This is a genomic window from Streptomonospora litoralis (assembly GCF_004323735.1).
Lineage (GTDB): Bacteria > Actinomycetota > Actinomycetes > Streptosporangiales > Streptosporangiaceae > Streptomonospora > Streptomonospora litoralis.
This window is the reverse complement of record NZ_CP036455.1, coordinates 1494568-1512009: the sequence shown is the minus strand read 5'-3', so window position 1 is coordinate 1512009 and position 17442 is coordinate 1494568. Positions and strand designations below refer to the sequence as shown.

Genomic DNA, 17442 nt, shown 5'->3' with positions numbered 1-17442 from the left:
GCTCCCGGTTATCGGGCGGCAAGGAAAGAGGGCAGGGCTCCATGACGCAGGAAGTGCGCGGGGTGGTCTCGCGGACCAAGGACGCACCCGTCGAGATCGAGACGGTCATCATCCCCGACCCCGGCCCGGGGGAGGCCGTAGTGCGCGTGCAGGCGTGCGGTGTCTGCCACACCGACCTGCACTACAAACTGGGCGGCATCAGCGACGACTTCCCCTTCCTGCTCGGCCACGAGGCCGCGGGCACGGTGGAGTCGGTGGGCGCCGGGGTCACCGACGTGAAGCCCGGCGACTTCGTGGTGCTGAACTGGCGGGCGGTGTGCGGGCAGTGCCGCGCGTGCAAGCGCGGTCGGCCCTGGTACTGCTTCGACACCCACAACGCCGCCCAGCCGATGACGCTGGCCGACGGCACGCCCCTCTCCCCCGCCCTCGGGATCGGCGCCTTCGCCGAGGCGACCCTGGTCGCCGCGGGCCAGTGCACCAAGGTGGACCCGCAGGCGGCGCCGAGCGTCGCCGGACTCCTGGGATGCGGGGTGATGGCCGGTATCGGTGCGGCGATCAACACCGGCGGCGTGGGCCGCGGCGACAGCGTCGCCGTGATCGGCTGCGGCGGCGTCGGCGCGGCCGCGGTCGCCGGCGCGCGCCTGGCCGGGGCCGCCCGCATCGTCGCGGTGGACATCGACCGGCGCAAGCTCGACACCGCCCTCGGCCTGGGCGCCACCCACACCGTCGACGCCGCGGAGCGCGACCCGGTGGAGGCGGTGCGCGAGTTGACCGGCGGTTTCGGCGCCGACGTGGTCGTCGAGGCGGTGGGCCGTCCCGAGACCTACCGGCAGGCGTTCTACGCGCGCGACCTCGCCGGCACGCTGGTGCTGGTGGGCGTACCCACCCCGGAGATGACTCTGGAGCTGCCGATGCTGGACGTCTTCGGCCGCGGGGGCGCGCTGAAGTCGTCCTGGTACGGCGACTGCCTGCCCAGCCGCGACTTCCCGATGCTGATCGACCTCTACCTGCAGGGCCGGCTCGATCTGGGGGCGTTCGTCTCCGAGACGATCCCGCTGGAGGGCGTCGAGGGCGCGTTCTCCAAGATGCACCACGGCGACGTGCTGCGCTCGGTCGTGCTGCTGTGAGGCGACGGCCGCGCCTTCCGCGCGGCATCGCCGCGACGGCGTGACGCGGGGCCGGGCGCTCAGGCGGAGCGCTCGGCCCCGGTGCCCACCGCCGCGGCGATGCCGGTGACCAGCTGCCGCAGGATCGGCCGCGGGGTGGCGAAGTTCAGCCGGGCGAACCCGCGCCCGGGCTCACCGCAGTCGGGGCCGTCGACCAGTACGATCCCCGCCCGTTCGTGCAGCACCCGGCCGGGGTGGTCGCCCAGTCCCCGGCGGCGGAAGTCCAGCCAAGCCAGATAGGTGCCTTCGGGCTGGGTGTAGCCCACGCCCGGCAGGTGCTCGGCCACCAGTTCGCCCAGCTCCCGGCGGTTGCCGTCGAGGTAGTCCAGCACCTCCGCGAGCCACGGGCCGCCCCGGGTGTAGGCGGCGGTGGCCGCGGCCACGCCGAGATTGCCCGCGCCGTGGGCGAGGACGGGGCCGATCTCGGCCAGGGCCGCGGCGTCGGCGCGGTTGCTCACGACCAGCTGGGCGCATTTCAGCCCGGGCACGTTCCAGGCTTTCGACGCCGAGGTGGCGGTCACCGCCTGGCGTGCGGCGGCCGGTGAAACCGACGCGTAGGGCACGTGCCGGTGGCCCGGGTAGGTCAGCGGCGCGTGGATCTCGTCGGCGAAGACGCGGCCGCCGTGCCGCTCGACGACCTCGCTGAGGCCGATCAGCTCCTCGGCCGTGAAGACCCGTCCCAGCGGGTTGTAGGGGTTGCACAGGGTGAGCAGGTTCCCGCCGGCGGCAAAGGCCCGGTCGATCGCATCGAGGTCGAAGACGTGGCGGCGGCCGTCGAAGGCCATCGGCACCTCGATGATCTCGCGGCCGAGGGCGCGGGGCACGGTCAGAAACGGCATGTAGGCCGGGGTCGGCAGGATGACGGGGCTGCCGGGGCGGGAGAGGTGCTCGATGGCGGTCTCGAAGCCCTTGACCACGTCGGCGATCGGGTGGACGTCGGCGGGATCGACGTCCCAGCCGTAGCGCTCGCGCTGCCAGTCGGCGCACGCCTGCGCCATGGTCGCGACGGCGCGGGGCGGCAGATAGCCGAAGTCCATGCCGTCGACGGCGGCGTGCAGAGCCTCGGTGATCGGCGGGGCGGTGCCGAAGTCCATCTCCGCGATGAACGCACCCAGGGTGTCGCCGCCGTGCAGCGTCCACTTGATTCCGCCGCGCGAGCGGAGGCTGCCGATCGTCACCGCGTCGAACGCACTCGCCAGACTCACTGGGCCGTCCTTTCTGGGCAGGTGCGCTCGCGGCCGCACCGACTCGGCCCGCGGGCGCCTCGGGCAAGGGTCAAGGTCGAGGCGGCGTCCCCGGGGACGCCGCCCGCCTCCTCGACCGACTCTAGGGCGCCCGCCCGCACGCCGCCGCGGCCGCCCCCGCTGTGCAGTGGCGGCCGCCGCCGGCGCCGCCCGAGGCCGTCTCGCCGAACCGCGTGCGAGACCGCCGCTCGACCCGCCCAGGGGCGCGAGGAATCCCTGGACAGCCCGCGGCCGTCCAGGGAGACCCCCGTGCCCGGAGTCGGCTCAAGCCGCGGCGTCGGGGTTCTTGCCGGTCGTGCGCACCAGGTCGCTGAACAGCTCCTCCCACATCGGGTGGACCGTCTGCGGGCCGTAGCTCTCGGCCGTCTTCAGCGCCTCGGCGCCCATGGCCGACCGCAGCTCGCGGTCGGCCATCATCTTGGAGATCGCCTCGGCCAGGGCGTCGATGTTCTTGGGCGGTACCAGCAGCCCGTCCTTGCCATCGGTGATGACGTCGGCCGGGCCGGTGGGGCAGTCGAAACTGACCACCGGCAGCGCGTGGGCCATGGCCTCGATGACCACCATCGGCAGTCCCTCGAACCGCGAACTGAGGATGTAGAAGGACGACTTGGCCAGCTCGTCGTCCATGTGGTCGGTGTGACCCATCAGCAGGACGTGGTTGTAGAGGTGGTGCTTCTCGATGAGCGCGCGCAGCTCGTCCCTCTTCTTGCCGGTGCCGAAGATGCGCAGCTGCCAGTCCGGGTGGCGCTCGACGACCTTCTTGAAGGCCGGGATGAGCATGTCGAAGCCCTTCTGAGGGCCCAGCCGGCCCGCCGCGAGGGCGATCTTGCTGCTGTGGTCGGAGGGCTTCTGCTCCAGCGAGTGCACGGCGTTGGGAATGCGCACCAGGCGCGTGCCCGGCAGCAGCTTCTCGTAGTCCTCGCGGTCGCGGTTGGTGAGTACCGCGACCGCGTCGAAGCGCGGGTAGTACTTCTTGACCGCCTCCTGCACGTCCGGGCGGTGGGTGCCCAGGTTCATGTGCTCCTGGGCCACCCGGATCAGCCGCGGGTCGGCGTAGCGCGCGGCCAGGATGTTCAGCCCCGGCCGCGTCGTGACCAGGATGCCGTCGTGCACGCCTTTGAGGTAGCGGATCACCTCGCGTTCGACGTGGCGGGTGAACGCATCGGCGGCGAACTCACCGGCGGGCACGACCGAACCGGCGAGCTTGCGCAGCCGGGCGCGCTCCCACAGGCGGTAGCGCTGGGCCAGCCCGGAGCGGGAGCGGTCGGCGCCCTTCTCCGAGCGCTGGTCGACGATGGTGCTCAGCCCGATCCGCTCGTCGAGTGCGAAGTTCGGCTCGTCCTTGTGCTGCGTGACACTGATGATCTCGACCTGGTTTCCCAGCCCCACCATCGTGTTGGCCTGGTTGAACACGGTGCGGATGGTGCCGCCGGTGCCGAAGGCGTTGAGCAGCAGGTAACGGATCCTCATGGCGATTCCTTGCCGAATGGGGCGGACGAGCCGGGCCTCGCGCCGACGGAGAGGTTGTCGTTGACGGTGTAGAAGGGCCGCACCGACATGTACGCGCCGTCGGACTCGACCTCTTGGACCGGGAAGACCATGATCTTCTTCTTGTCCCGGACGTCGTCGAGGTGCCGGCCGAGGCGCAGCCAGTCGTCGGTGTCGGTCGATTCCAACCGCTCCTCGGGAGAGGCGAAGAGGTCCCAGGCGGCGCCTTCGGCCTGCAGCGAGAAGTCGGCGGGCACGAAGTCCTCCGCCGGCACCGAAGCGTCGAAGCGGTCGCCGTTCACTGTCATTCCGTACTGCATGCGGACAGCGGAGTCGCGCAGCGCGACCACCAGGTACCAGCGGCCGGAGGCGGTTTCGGCGAGACCGTGGAGGTCGCCGACGACCCGCACGGCGCCGTCGCGCGGCCAGATTTCGGCGACCTCCGCGTGCGGGTTTCGGGGGCGGGCGTTCACGTGGCGGCCGCCCCTTCCCGGTCGCCGGTCGCGGTCCGGTCGCCGGCCTTCTCGTCGAGGTAGCCCCACGTGCGGCTGATGTCGTGCAGAAGCTCGGGGATCTCGTCCGCGCCGGGCAGCGTGCGGCCGGGCTGGACACTCCCGGAGCGGATCTTGTCCTTCCAGTCGCCCAGCCCCTTGGTCAGCCCGCCCTCGGCACCGCCGTATTCCAGCATCCGCGGCTCGAACTCCAGGTCCAGGTGGTCGCAGATGCGCTGCAGTTCGCCCGCCGGGTCGGCGGTGAGGTCCTCGTAGCGCACGGTGTGGGAGGAGGGCAGCCCTTCGCGGGCGCGCTGTACGGCGTTCATGTAGCGCAGCGCGTCCTCGGCGGCCTGCTCGGCGGTGCGCTTCTCGGGGTCGGCCTCGTGCCAGGACTTGGCGATGGAGGCCGGGTGGCGCAGCAGGCAGATGAAGCGGGCGTCGGGCCAGCAGGCGGCGATGCGCTTCCAGACGAAGGCGTTGCTGGGGGTCTTCTCGACGATGAAGTCCTTGTCGGCGCGCACGAGTTCGCGGTGCAGCACCCGGTCCCAGAGCAGGTGCTCGATGTCGCCGCGCTGCAGTCCGCAGGCATCCATCGCGCGCTGGGAGAGCTTGGTGCGGAAGTGCACCTCCAGGCGGCGGATGTGCAGCTCGTGCGGAGCGTGCAGCTGCGAGTGGCCGTTGAGCAGCAGCCGCAGCAGCGTCGAGCCCGACCGGACCGGGGAGATGACGAAGATCGGGCGGTCCAGCAGGCGGTCGACCGCGGGATTCTCCGGCGGGCGGAAGGCGACGTCCCGCTTCTTCGGCTTCTTCTGGACCGTCGACGTGGCCGCAGACGCCGGCCGCTTGCGGACTCTGCGCAGTTCAAGGCCAGTGGTCGCGCCGAGCGCCGAGTTCATCTTGCGGAGAAGATCCATGCTCATGGAACGTATGGCTCTTTTCGACTGGGAGCAAAGGGAACGGACTGTCTTCGTTAACGCCGCAGCCGACCGCCGTCCACTGCGGCGCCACCTCGTTCCGGAATCGTGCCCGGATAAGGCGCGCCCCCGTCGGGGCGGTCGCGCGGAATATGCCTCGCACGCGAGGGGGCACGTACGCAGACATCTCCCGTAGCCCGAGTCCGCATCGGCGGCCGAAGCCGGGGGGCACCGCGAACCGGAGCAGCAGGAAGCGGGCCGGCGCCCGCTTCGACGCGTTCGCCGTATGCCGCCGGGCCGTGACTCGATGACACGGCCACTGACACGATAACCGCCGCCAGACAGCCGATCGAGCAACCGCCCGCCCGTATCGGGCCGCGATTCAACCCATGATGGGCTCGCCGCCCGCACTGCCTGCACACGAACACATATAGCACACGGCTACTCACTTTACGCATCGACGTGCGCACGGGCAGCACAGCGACCTTCGATCGGGTCCGCCACCGAGGACCGCCTGGGACCGGCCACAGCGCGGCGATCGCCCCTGAAGGAGAACTGTCAGACTTTGACAACATACTGTCTTTTCGACAATATGTTGTCATTAGTACGGCAACAGTCCATCTGGCGGTTTACGACACCCTCGCCGACTGGGAGTACGGCCACGCGGTCGCCCGAATCCGCAGCGGCGGCTCCCGGGAGAGCCGCGACTTCAGCGTCGCCACGGTCGGCCCGACCGGCGAGCCCGTCACGACCATGGGCGGAGTGCGGATACTGCCCGACTTCGCACTCGCCGACCTCGACCCCGGTACCAGCGCCATGCTGATCCTTCCGGGCGCCGCGCTGTGGGACACCGACCCGGCGGCGCTCGCGCCCTACGCCCGCGCCGCCGGCGCGTTCCTCGCCGCCGGGGTGCCGGTGGCGGCCATCTGCGGGGCCACAGCCGGCCTGGCGCGCGAGGGACTGCTCGACGACCGCCCGCACACATCGGCCGTCGCCGAGTACCTCGCCGCCACCGGCTACGCGGGCTCCGCCCACTACCGCGACGAACCCGCGGTGAACGCCGGCGGCCTCATCACCGCCGGGCCCACCGATCCCCTCGCCTTCGCCCGCGAGATCTTCGCCGAACTGGAGCTGTACGGCCCCGAGGCGCTGGACGCCTGGTACCGCCTGCACGCCTTCAGCGACCCCGACGCCTACGAGGTGCTGATGTCGTCGTGAGCGTCCCGCATCCCGACGACGGAGCCACAGCAGCAAGCGAGGACGACGCACAGGCGCTGCTCTCGGCTGCAGCGCTGGCGTCCTTCCGGCTCAACGGGCGGTTCCTGGCCGCGGCCGAGGAGTTGGCGCGCCCGGCGGGACTGACAGCGGCCTGGTGGCAGGTGCTGGGTGCGGTTCTGCACGAGCCGCTGCCGGTGGCCGATATCGCCCGGGCGATGGGGATGACCCGCCAAGGCGTGCAGCGCGTCGCCCACCTGCTGGTCGAGCACGGCCTGGCCGAGTACCTACCCAACCCCGCCCACCGGCGCGCCAAACTGCTGCGCCCCACCACCGAGGGCTACGCCGCCGTCCGCCGCATCCACCCCGCCCACCGCGCCCTGGCCCTCCGCCTGAGCGCCGAGATGGGCCCCGACCGGCTGGCGTCAGCGGTGGAGGCGCTGCACGGGCTGAACAGGGCGCTGGACGACATCGCGGCCGAGGAGACCACAGCTCCCGGCGTCGCGTCGCCGGGCCGACTACCATGATCACCGTGGCGGATCGGCAAACTCGACACGTGTCTCCGGAGCACCGGGTCTACCGCGAGGCCGTGGTCCTGGGTGCGGCGGCGTACGCGATCCTGTTGCAGATCGCCCACCCCGGGGTGGGCCGCGGCGTCCGTGAGCACAGCGACTTCGCGCAGCGGCCGGTCGACCGGCTGCGCGGGACGCTGGTGTTCGTCTACGGGCTGATGTTCGGCACCGCCGAGGAGGCCGAGCGGGTCTCCGCGATCGTGCGCGCGATCCACAAGCGGGTCGTGGGCCCGGGCTACGACGCGCGGGACCCCGACCTGCAGGTGTGGGTGGCCGCCACGCTCTACGCCTGCGACATGCACGTCTACGAACTCGTCTGCGGCCCGATGGCCCCAAAGGACAAGGACGAGGTGTACGCCGGGGCGGCGGTCTTCGCCACGTCGCTGGGCTGCCCGCGCGAGTACTGGCCCGCCACCCGCGCCGACTTCGACCGGTACTGGGCGGACATGGTCGCCTCCATCGAGGTCGACGACACGGCCCGCGCCATCGCCCGCGACCTGTTCCACCCCGCCCACCCGGTCGTGCGGGCGCTGGTGCGGGTACAGCGCTTCCTCGCCGCCGGCCTGCTGCCCCCGCACGTGCGCGACGGGTTCGGGCTGGCGTGGGGTCCCGTCCAGCAGCGCCGCTTCGACCGGCTCCTCGCGGTCGTCCGCGCCGTCTACCCGCGCCTGCCGCCGGCGGTGCGCACGCTGCCGCGCGACTTCTACCTGCGCGACATGCGCAAGCGGGCCTCGGGAAGCGGGCGCAACCGGGCCGCCCGCGGGCACAGGCGGCCGATCGGCGGGCGAGGCTAAGCCGTGTTCAAGAACGCCGGTCTGCTGTGCGGCCTTGTTGGTCTGCCGGGTGGCGGGCGGACTTGACTGAAAAGCGGCGGCGACGATGGCGGATGGTCGGGCCTGCGCCTATCGCGTCTATCGTGAACTTATGGTCGCAGGTAAGCGTATTCCGCGGCCATAAGTTCACGATCATCGCCGGATGGACCGGCATAGGGGACCTACCGGCGCCGGTGGGCCGGCTGGGTATCGCCGTGTCCCCTACCGGGCCCGCACACGCCGGAGGCCGCGCGGCGGGGCGCGGCCGCGGGTGGTCGCACGCCCCGGGGGTCCGCCGGATCGGGGGTCGGGGGCGACGACACGTCGCTCGTGGCCCCGATCCGGCCGCATGACCGCCGCCGGGAGCCCCGCATCAGACCCGCACCGACCGGGCGGCAGCCCTCGGGCTCGACCACCCGCGGCCGGGGCGGTGACCACAGGGACCACACCAGGCCCGGCCCCGCCGCCGTCGTCGCCGCCTCGCCGGCCACCGCCACCGCCACCGGCGAGCACCCGAACCGGTAACCGCAGGCCCGACCGTCCGCCGCCCTCACTGCCGCCTTTCCGTGAGGTCGCCCGACTTCCGGCAGACCAACAAGGCCGCACAGCGGACGCGACCCGTCCCGCCGCGTGCCCAACCGGCGGGCAACCGGCCCGTTGGGCACGGGCCCGGCCCCCGCCGCCCTCGGCGCTGCTTTTCCGTAAGATCGCCCGTCATCCGGCAGACCAACAAGGCCGCACAGCAGACCCGAGCCGCCCCCGCCAGACGCGCAACCCGCGCACACCCGACCCGGTGCCCACGGACCCTCCGCTGCCACCGCCGACGCTTTTCCTCCAAGTCAACCGCCACCCGGCAGACCAGCAAGACCGCGCAGCGGATCCGAGATGCACGGCCCGGCCGCCCATGGGAGACGGCCCGATCCAGCGCTTCTTAAACACGGCTTAGCGGACGCGCGCCGGGCCGGGCCCTCGCCCCCCGCGTTCAGACGGAGGGCGCCCGCGACCGCAGCCACTTCGGGTCGATGTCCGCAGGCTCGGGCGCGCCCAGGCTCTCCACCGCGTAGCCGTCGGGGTAGCCCGGATAGGTGCGGTTGCGCGGATCCGCGGTCAGCCGGGAGCGCCGGCGCGGCGGCAGCTGGGTCTCCACGCCCGCCCGCACGCGCAGCGCCGTGCGCACCACCGGTTCCATCCAGCGCGGGGCCGGTGCGAAGCCGAACGCCTCGCGGGTGCGGTCGTCGAGCAGCGTCCGCACGCCCGCGTCGGCCAGCGGCCGCAGCGGAGCGGGGAACCACGCGCGGAAGACGTCCAGCGTCGCCTGGCCGACGCGGGCGTTGGTCTCGGCGTAGCGGAAGTGCTCGCGCTCGTAGTCCTCCTTGAACGCGCGGAAGGAGTCCAGGTCGGCGGGGATGTCGCGGATGTTCATCCGGCGGCCCACCTCGGTGTAGTGGAGCAGGCCCGCCTGGAGCTCGGCTCCGGTCAGCGGGCGCCAGCCGTACGCGGCGATCCAGTCGATCGGTTCGAAGACGAAGGTGGAGAGCACGTAGAGCATGTCGCCGTTGGAGATGTCGTACCGGTTGTGCATCCGGTTGACCGAGCGCAGGCTGCGCCTGCCCCGGTCGGAGTCGGGACCGTGCTCGGAGATCTCGCCCATCAGCAGGGCGGTGTCGTCGTAGCGCCGCTGGCCGCGCCGGCCGAACTCGCCGGTGGCGTCGAGCAGTGCGGAGATGGAGGGCACGCAGTAGGTGCGGTAGAGCGCCAACTCCAGGGCCCGGGTGTAGTCCCACGGGAACTCGTAGCCGGCGGAGATCCGGTAGATCTCGTGGTAGTCGGTCTCCGGATCGAGTTCGGCGATGCGCCGCAGCCAGTGGAATCGGTCGCGCCGGGACGCGGGCGGCGCGAGGGGCGGTCGAGGCATGGCCGGGCTCCTTCGGTTGTGGCGGGCGGGACGAGCGGCGCCGGACGGCGGGCGCCCAAGCGCCTGGTCCGGATACCGACTGTAGAGCGCCGAGCTGCGGACTCGGCGCGCGCCCGGGGAAATGCCGTCGGCGGCGCAGCGAATGGCGAACTGCGGCGGCGATGACGATTCCCCGGAGCTAGCGGACCGAAATTCGGTCAGGACTACACCCGGATTATCCCGTCTACCACAGGCCCCGGGATTGGCCGCAGCCGCCCCGCTTTCCGGGCCGCCGGTGCGGGTCTCCGCATTTCGACCGGCAGCGAAAGGCGACCGCGCCGCGGTCGACCGCGGCAGGGAGCGCCTGTCCCGCCCGATCGCCCGCGGACGCCCGGAACGTCGACGGCGCACCGTGAAGCGGATGACCGAAAACCGGCTGCCCGGTTTGGTCTCGGGAATGTCGGACGTCGTCGATATCCCTCTTGATGGGGATTGCCACATATTCGATGCCGATGCACCTGGATCGTTGCGAATGACTTCCCTACTCTGGGACGAGTCGATCTTCGTCCCCCTCATTAGTGAGGCGCAGCCATGACCATAGTTCCGGACACCCCCGGCATCCCCGACATCGTCTCCGCGGAGTTCCAGGCCGACCCCTATTCCGCGTATCGGATCATGCGCAGCGAGGCACCGCTCATCTGGCACGAGCCGATGCAGAGCTACATCGTCTCCCGCTACGAGGACGTCCAGCGGGCGTTCAAGGACGAAGTGTTCACCACCGCCAACTACGACTGGCAGCTGGAACCCGTCCACGGCCGCACCATCCTCCAGCTCGGCGGCCGCGAACACGCGGTGCGGCGGGCCCTCGTGGCACCGGCCTTCCGCGGCAGCGAGCTGCGCGAGAAGTTCCGCCCGGTGATCGAGCGCAACGCCCGCGAGCTGATCGACGGCTTCCGCGACACCGGATCGGTGGACCTGGTCTCCGAGTTCGCCACGCACTTCCCGATCAACGTCATCGTCGACATGCTGGGCTTGGACAAGTCCGACCACGACCGGTTCCACAAGTGGTACACCAGCATCATCGCGTTCCTGGGCAACCTCTCCCAGGACCCCGACGTCGCCGCCGACGGCCTGCGCACGCGCCAGGAGTTCGCGGACTACATGGTCCCCGTCATCCGCGAGCGCCGGCAGAACCTCGGCGACGACCTGCTCTCCGTGCTGTGCCAGGCCGAGATCGACGGCACGTCGATGAGCGACGAGGACATCAAGGCGTTCTGCAGCCTGCTGCTGGCCGCCGGCGGCGAGACCACCGACAAGGCCATCGCCGCGATGTTCGCCAACCTGCTGACCCACCCCGACCAGCTGGAAGCGGTGCGCGCGGACCGCTCGCTCATCCCCAAGGCGTTCGCCGAGACGCTGCGCTACAGCCCGCCGGTGCACATGATCATGCGCCAGCCCTCCGAAGACGTCACCCTCAGCGGCGGGCAGGTACCGGCCGGGAGCACGGTCACCTGCCTGATCGGCGCGGCCAACCGCGACCCCGAGAAGTACGCCAACCCCGACACCTTCGACGTCTTCCGGGAGGAGCTGGACGCCTCGACGGCTTTCACCGCCGCGGCCGGGCACCTCGCCTTCGCGCTGGGCCGGCACTTCTGCGTCGGCGCCCTGCTCGCCGAGACCGAGGTGGAGGTGGCCGCCAACATGCTGCTCGACGCGATGCCCGACGCCCGCCTCGCCGAGGACTACGTCGCTGAGGACCAGGGCGTGTTCACCCGCGGACCCTCCCGGGTGCCGATGGAGTTCACGCCGCGCACCCCGGTCACCGAGCCGGTCTAACGGCGGGCGATGACCGGTCCGTCCGGTCGGCCCCGCCGCCCGCGTGCGGCGGCGGACTCGGCGGGCGCGGCGCGCCCGCCGAGTCCGCCGGGCCGTGTAGGTGTGGGTGTAGGTGCCGGTGGCGCTACATCGGGCGGTCGTCGGTGGGAACGGCCGGGGTGAACTCCACCGGCAGGGAGTACAGCCCCCGCATCCACACCGACGGCCGCCACTCCAGCTCCTCGGGGCGCACGCTCAGCTCGACGTCGGGCAGCCGGTCCAGCAGCACCTCCACGGCGTTGCGCGCGATCACCTCGGCCAGCTCCGGCGCCGGGAACGGGCAGCCGTGCTCGCCGTGGCCGAAGGACATGTGCGCGCGGTTGGCGCCGGAGTCGAGCTGCTCGCCGGGCTGCACCCGCGGGTCGGAGTTGGCCGCCGCCAGCCCCAGCACCAGCAGGTCACCGCGCTGGATCCGCCGACCGCCCAGCTCGCACGCCTGCACCGCCCAGCGGCCGATGAAGTTCTGGGTCGGGGTGTCGCGCCACAGCACCTCGTTGAGTGCCTGGACGGCGCTGCTGCGGCCGCCCTGCAGGCTCACGGAGAACCGGTCGTCGACGAACATGTGCCGCAGCGTGTTGGCGATCCAGTTGCCGGTGGGCGCCTGCGCCGCGGCCATCATGACCAGCAGGTCGATGACGATCTCGTCGTCGGTGAGCTTGGCCGGGTGCTCCAGCAGCCGGCTGGGCACGTCCTGGCCGGGACGCACGTGGGCGTCGGCGATCAGCCGCTGCATGCGCTCCTGCACGCGCTGGTGCGCCTCGGCGGCGTTGCCCTTGACGTCCAGCGAGTCGAGGATGTCGGTGACGATCGCGGGTACGTCGGGCCGCGGCAGACCGTACAGTTCGGCGATGACGCGCGCCGGGATCTGGTGGGCGTACTGGGACACGACATCGGCGTGTCCGTCGCCGCTGAACTCGTTGATCAGGTCGTCGGCGACGCGCTGGCAGATCAGTGCGAGCTCGGTGCGGTCCACCGCGTCCAGGGCGTCCCCCAGGGCGCCGGCGCGCCGCTGGTGCTCGTTGGACTCGGCGAACATGACCGAGGGGGTCCAGCCGACGTAGGGCATCAGCACCCAGTCGTCGGGGACGTGGTCCCACATGTTCCACCGGCGGCAGTCGCGCGCGAACCACTGCGGGTTGCTGGTGACGTAGTGGACCTCGCGGTAGCCCATCACGAACCAGGCCGGGATGTCGCCGTCGAGCAGGATCGGGGCGACGGGACCGTACCGCCAGCGCATGTCGTGGTACAGCGTGGCGGGATCCTGGGCGATCTGCGGGCCGTAGAACCGGATCGCCTGATCGTGCTCGGGATAGCCGGCCATGGCGGTTGCGCCTGGCGTCGGCGCCGCTTGCGGCGCGGAATCAGGGGAGCTGGAGACGTCGGTCACTGCGTGACCTCCCTGGCGGGCGACGGGGCGTACAGGTCGTTGAGGTGGCGGACCAGGGTGATCAGCACCGACTTGCAGTCGTCCCTGTTCCGCGCGTCGCAGTCGACGAGCGGGACGTCGGGGGACAGCGCGAGCGCGTCGCGCAGCGCGTCCAGGCCCGGTCCCGGCTCGAATCGGTTGACCGCCACGACGAACGGCGTGCCGTGCGCCTCCAACCGGTCGACGGCGTACCACGATTCTTCCAGCCGGCGGGAGTCCACGAGCACGACGGCGCCGAGGCTGCCGGCGAAGAGCTGATCCCACAGGAACCAGAAGCGCTCCTGGCCGGGTGCGCCGAACAGGTAGAGGACCTTGTCGTCGGTGATGGTGATGCGGCCGAAGTCGAAGGCCGCGGTGGTCGTGGTCTTGCTGCGCACGTCCGAGGGGTCGTCGACGCCCACGCTCGCCTCGGTCATGACCTCCTCGGTGCTCAGCGGCCGGATCTCGCTGACCGCTGCCACCATGGTCGTCTTGCCCACGCCGAACCCGCCGACGACGACGATCTTGAGGGCGTCCTGCACGTCGGCTGGCAGCGGCGCGTTCTCCCGGGCGGCGGGGGCTTCAGAGGCGTTGGAGTGCATCGAGCACCTGCTTCAGTGTCTCGGGGGCTGGGGAATGCGCCCGGGCGTCGGACGCCGAGGACGGGTGGCGGACCGTGATCCGCCCGGTGTCCAGCAGGTCGCACAGCAGGATCTTGACCACGCTCACGGGCATGCCGAGACTTGCGGAGATCTCCACGACCGCAGTGGGCCGCCGGCAGATCCGCAGGATCCGCACATGCTCGGACTGCATGCCCTCCTTGGGCTCGCACTCGCTGACGATGAGCGTCACGGTGTCGAAGGCGCTCTCGTGGGCTCGGCTGCGCCCGCCGGTGACGGTGAACAGGCGGTCCGGGTCCTCGCGGTCGATGGGCTTGGGATTCATGAGGCGGGATCACCGCTGTACTGGGGCGTTCGCGGGTCGGCGACGAGGTAGGAGCCGATCTGCTCGACGAGTTCGTTCATGTTGTGGCCGACGATGCCGACGTCGGTGTCCTCCTCGGCGACGACGGCGAGGTGGGCGCCGGCACCTGCGGGGACGATGAGCAGGACGCCGCCGGCGAACTCCACCATCGCCTGGCCCGAGGTGATGGTGTTGCCGAACTCGGCGGAGGCGCTCAGCGACAGGCTCTGGATCCCGGCGGCGATGGCGGCGAGCTGGTCGGCGCGGTCACCGTCCAGCTGGGAGGTGAAGACCATCTTCAAGCCGTCTCTGGACAGCACGAGCGCGTGGCGCGCTCCGGGGGTCTTCGCGAGCAGGTTCTCGAGCAGCCAATCCAGGCCGCGGTCTGCTGTGCTCATGGGATCTGTGCCACTCCTCGTTCAGTGGTCCTGGTCGGGGCATACGGACGGAAACGCCCCGTACTGGTCGGGTAGGCGCTCCGGTACCCGGCCGCCACGCTCCGTGTCGATCGGTGGCGCATCATGCGGCACCGACCGGAGCCGGGCGGGGGGTCGGTGCGTCACCTGGAGAAGTCCTCCGGAGCGGTGTCGCGCTCGCGGGAGGTGCCGGACTGGCGGAAGGCGGCGAAGCGGGAGCCGGCGCCCGCGCTGCCGCGGTCGCGCTTCGGCTCGGGCGGCGGGGCCTGCTGCTGGTGCTGCGCGTTGGCCAGGGTCTGTCCGCGGCGGCGCTTGGGGAGGTTGAAGTCGCCGCCGGTGTCGGCCGCGGCGCCACCGCCCCCGATGGCGGCAGAGGGCGGCGCGGAGGCGCCGACGGCCGCGGGCGCGGACTCCATCGGCGGCGGGGGCGGCGGAGCGGGCATGTCGAGCTCCTGGCGCGGGCGGGTGATCAGGTGCTGGGGTACGAGCACGACCGCCCCGATGCCCCCGCGCGAGGAGGGCCGGAAGCTGACGGTGAGCCCGTACTTGGCGGCGACGCGGCCGACGACCGCGAGGCCCATGCGGCTGCCGGGCAGGTTGGTCAGATCGTGTGGCTCGGACACCAACTGATCGGCGCGGCGCCGCTCGCGCGGGCGCATGCCCAGGCCGCTATCCTCCACGGTGATCATGACGCCGGTGTCCTCCTCCTCGACGTAGACGTGCACCTCGGTGTTGTGCGCGGAGAAGTTGGCGGCGTTGTCCATCAGCTCGGCCAGTGCCTGCATGACGCCTTCGGCGGCGTAGCCGACGACCGCCGCGGTGCTGGTGGAGTGGGTGCGGACGCGGCGGAAGGCGTAGATGCGGCCCATGGCACCGCGCAGGATGGACTCCATGACGATGGGCTTGGTCCAGCGGCGACCCGACCGGCCGCCGCCGAGCAGCGCGAAGCTGTCGGCCATCCGGCCCATCTGGGAGACCTGGTGGTCCAGTTCGAGCAGGTCGCCGAAGATGCCGTCCTGGTCGCCGTAGCGGTCCTCCAGCTCGCGCAGGTGCGCCAGCAGGCTGGTCACCTGCGCCTGGACGCGGGCGGCGGCGCCCGCGCAGGCGGCCATGGCCGCGGCACCGCGCCGCTCCGCCTGGCCCAGGGTCTGGCCGAGCTGGACCAGCAGCGAGCGCAGCGCCTCCTGGGTGGGCTGGGCGGTCTCGCTGATGGCGGCGTCGGTGGTGGCGCCCCGGCGGATGCGGCGGCGGAGGTCGGGGATGCCGTCGTGGGCGAACTGGCGCAGCTCCTGCTCCAGGCCGGCGGTGCGGTGCTCGGCTTGGGCGACGCGCTCCTCGGCGCGAGCCGCGCGCTCGCGGCTGCCGGCGGCCGCGGCGGCGTGGTAGGTGGATACGGCGATGGCTCCGGCCAGCAGCACGCCCATCACCGAGCCTGCCACGATCATCAGCGTCCGGGCGTCGGGGGGCGCGGCGGAGATGATCCAGTACCAGGCCGCGGCGACGACGATGGCCGCGGCGAAGAATGCGAGTACGGCTTGCAGCGCCGGGGAGTTGGGCGAACGCTGCGACTGGTTTCTTTCGGATACACGTGCTGACATCGATCAGGTCCTCGTCGGCGGTTGGAGGCGGGCGGAACCCGGCCCGCATCGAACCCCTGATCCGTTGCACGGCAGGACGATCAGGCCCGGGGCAGCCTGTGCGACGGCCAGTGGGGGTGATCCGGAACTTACCGTAGCCCACTGCAGACACGCAGGGGCAATCGATCGCCAAATCGGCATTCGTCACTGATTCCTGCGATTCAAATCCGACAATCTTCACCTAAGCGACATTCCATCGGTCAATTTCGGATCACCGGAGGTGGGACCTTCCACCTCATTGGCGGGCACAATCGGCGCGAACCACAATGCCGGGCCGTCCGAAAGCGCGCCCGGAATCCCGTCGGCCGCTCGGGGCCGTCGGTGCGGGCCGTGCGCTCTGAGCAGCAAGATCATCGAACGCCGCTTCCGGCACCGACGGGCACCCCGAGCCGCTGCGGCGGCGCGGGGCGCGGCCGGGACGGCGCCGGCGGCGCGTGCGCGCACACGAGGCGGAAGTCGGCTCGTCCGGTATGTGACATCCGTCATGTCGGGTGCTGCCGCCGGTGAGCCCCCGGCGGTGCGGACGTCCCGCTACGCACACGCGCCGAGGGGCGCTCCGGTCAGCGGCGCCGCGGCGGAAGCGGGAAGAACCCGCTGGTGCGGCGCGCGTAGTCGGCCCAACCGGGGCGCTCCCGCATGCGCCGCTCCAGCAGTCGCATGCCCGATCCCACGGTCAGCAGCAGTGTCATCGCCACCGGCGCCGGGAGGGTGAGCAGGCCCCACCAGGAGTCGGCGACCATCAGGAACAGGCCCCACCACACGCAGGCGTCGCCGAAGTAGTTGGGGTGGCGCGTCCACGCCCACAGGCCGCGGTCCATGATCCGGCCGCGGTTGGCGGGGTCGGCCTTGAACCGGGCGAGCTGGGCGTCGCCGACCGCTTCGAAGAGAAAGCCCAGCAGCCACACCGCCACACCCGCGGCCAGCGGCCAGGCGGCGGGACCGGGGAGGTAGCCGGCGGCCTGCACGGGCAGCGAGATCGCCCAGATCAGCGCGCCCTGCAGCAGGTAGACGGTGCGCAGCGCGTAGGCGTCGCGCGAGCCCGGCGCCCGCGCCAGCAGTTCGGCGTAGCGCGGGTCCTCCTCCGCCCCGCGCTGGCGGGAGCCGATGTGCACGGCCAGCCGGACGCCCCACACAGTGGCCAGCCCGGACGCCACCACCGTGCGCACGGGGTCGCCGTAGCCCGCGGACAGCACCACCGTGACCACCGCGACCAGCGCGAACCCGGTGCCCCAGGCGACGTCGACCACGCTGTGGCGGCCCAGCCGCCGCCCGACGAGGAAGAAGGCGCCCATCAGCACGGCCAGCGCCGCCGCGGCGACGGCGAGGTTCACGCCGAACGCGGCCAGG

Annotated in this window: 16 protein-coding genes; 5 read left to right on the top strand and 11 right to left on the bottom strand. The window is 71.8% G+C overall.

Translation table 11 applies throughout. From position 1 onward, the window contains the following. Positions 1–41 precede the first annotated feature (41 nt). Complete coding sequence (locus tag EKD16_RS06380; RefSeq protein ID WP_131097532.1) at positions 42–1127, top strand: S-(hydroxymethyl)mycothiol dehydrogenase; 1086 nt, start codon at positions 42–44, stop codon at positions 1125–1127. A 59-nt stretch (positions 1128–1186) separates the two neighbouring features. Here EKD16_RS06380 and EKD16_RS06375 read toward each other — a convergent pair whose 3' ends face one another. The 4 genes from EKD16_RS06375 to EKD16_RS06365 form a co-directional block, all read right to left on the bottom strand. Continuing rightward, positions 1187–2371 carry a MalY/PatB family protein gene (locus tag EKD16_RS06375; protein ID WP_131097531.1) on the bottom strand — a complete coding sequence of 395 codons (1185 nt, stop codon included), beginning with the start codon at positions 2369–2371 and terminating at the stop codon, positions 1187–1189. Between the two features lie 303 nt (positions 2372–2674). Next, on the bottom strand, positions 2675–3880 hold the full coding sequence (locus EKD16_RS06370; RefSeq protein ID WP_131097530.1) for a glycosyltransferase family 4 protein: 1206 nt from the start codon (positions 3878–3880) through the stop codon (positions 2675–2677). After that, the gene (locus tag EKD16_RS25240; protein WP_165498509.1) at positions 3877–4371 is read right to left on the bottom strand and encodes a hypothetical protein; all 495 of its coding nucleotides are present in this window, start codon (positions 4369–4371) and stop codon (positions 3877–3879) included. The genes EKD16_RS06370 and EKD16_RS25240 overlap by 4 nt, the downstream gene beginning before the upstream one ends. After that, positions 4368–5312, bottom strand: coding sequence for a sulfotransferase family protein (locus EKD16_RS06365; protein WP_242677260.1), 945 nt, complete (start codon positions 5310–5312; stop codon positions 4368–4370). The genes EKD16_RS25240 and EKD16_RS06365 overlap by 4 nt, the downstream gene beginning before the upstream one ends. Before the next feature lie 594 nt (positions 5313–5906). Between EKD16_RS06365 and EKD16_RS06360 the strand changes: the two genes are divergently transcribed. From EKD16_RS06360 to EKD16_RS06350, 3 genes are read left to right on the top strand one after another with little or no spacing between them, the layout of a single operon-like run. Continuing rightward, entirely contained in the window at positions 5907–6524 is a 618-nt protein-coding gene (locus EKD16_RS06360) for a DJ-1/PfpI family protein (protein WP_131102125.1), read from the top strand. Next, positions 6521–7048: a MarR family winged helix-turn-helix transcriptional regulator gene (locus EKD16_RS06355; RefSeq protein ID WP_165498508.1), complete on the top strand. Its 528-nt coding sequence runs from the start codon at positions 6521–6523 to the stop codon at positions 7046–7048. The genes EKD16_RS06360 and EKD16_RS06355 overlap by 4 nt, the downstream gene beginning before the upstream one ends. A gap of 29 nt (positions 7049–7077) precedes the next feature. After that, positions 7078–7887: an oxygenase MpaB family protein gene (locus EKD16_RS06350; RefSeq protein ID WP_242677259.1), complete on the top strand. Its 810-nt coding sequence runs from the start codon at positions 7078–7080 to the stop codon at positions 7885–7887. A gap of 1000 nt (positions 7888–8887) precedes the next feature. On the opposite strand, the gene EKD16_RS06345 is transcribed toward EKD16_RS06350, so the two are convergent. Beyond that, the gene (locus tag EKD16_RS06345; RefSeq protein ID WP_131097528.1) at positions 8888–9820 is read right to left on the bottom strand and encodes an oxygenase MpaB family protein; all 933 of its coding nucleotides are present in this window, start codon (positions 9818–9820) and stop codon (positions 8888–8890) included. A gap of 570 nt (positions 9821–10390) precedes the next feature. Between EKD16_RS06345 and EKD16_RS06340 the strand changes: the two genes are divergently transcribed. After that, entirely contained in the window at positions 10391–11635 is a 1245-nt protein-coding gene (locus EKD16_RS06340) for a cytochrome P450 (RefSeq protein WP_131097527.1), read from the top strand. Between the two features lie 124 nt (positions 11636–11759). Here EKD16_RS06340 and EKD16_RS06335 read toward each other — a convergent pair whose 3' ends face one another. The 6 genes from EKD16_RS06335 to EKD16_RS06310 all read right to left on the bottom strand — a co-directional run bounded on the left by EKD16_RS06335 (position 11760) and on the right by EKD16_RS06310 (position 17387). Then, positions 11760–12995: a cytochrome P450 gene (locus tag EKD16_RS06335; RefSeq protein ID WP_131102120.1), complete on the bottom strand. Its 1236-nt coding sequence runs from the start codon at positions 12993–12995 to the stop codon at positions 11760–11762. Positions 12996–13057: 62 nt separating this feature from the next. Continuing rightward, positions 13058–13681, bottom strand: coding sequence for a GTP-binding protein (locus tag EKD16_RS06330; protein ID WP_131097526.1), 624 nt, complete (start codon positions 13679–13681; stop codon positions 13058–13060). After that, a complete protein-coding gene (locus tag EKD16_RS06325; protein ID WP_131097525.1) occupies positions 13662–14024 on the bottom strand; it encodes a DUF742 domain-containing protein in 363 nt (120 codons plus the stop codon). Before EKD16_RS06325 ends, EKD16_RS06330 begins: the two co-directional genes overlap by 20 nt. Further along, positions 14021–14440, bottom strand: a complete 420-nt coding sequence (locus EKD16_RS06320; protein WP_131097524.1) for a roadblock/LC7 domain-containing protein — start codon at positions 14438–14440, stop codon at positions 14021–14023. Before EKD16_RS06320 ends, EKD16_RS06325 begins: the two co-directional genes overlap by 4 nt. Positions 14441–14601: 161 nt before the next feature. Then, complete coding sequence (locus EKD16_RS06315) at positions 14602–16056, bottom strand: sensor histidine kinase (RefSeq protein ID WP_131097523.1); 1455 nt, start codon at positions 16054–16056, stop codon at positions 14602–14604. A gap of 599 nt (positions 16057–16655) precedes the next feature. Then, positions 16656–17387, bottom strand: coding sequence for a DUF1295 domain-containing protein (locus EKD16_RS06310; RefSeq protein WP_242677392.1), 732 nt, complete (start codon positions 17385–17387; stop codon positions 16656–16658). Positions 17388–17442: the final 55 nt, after the last annotated feature.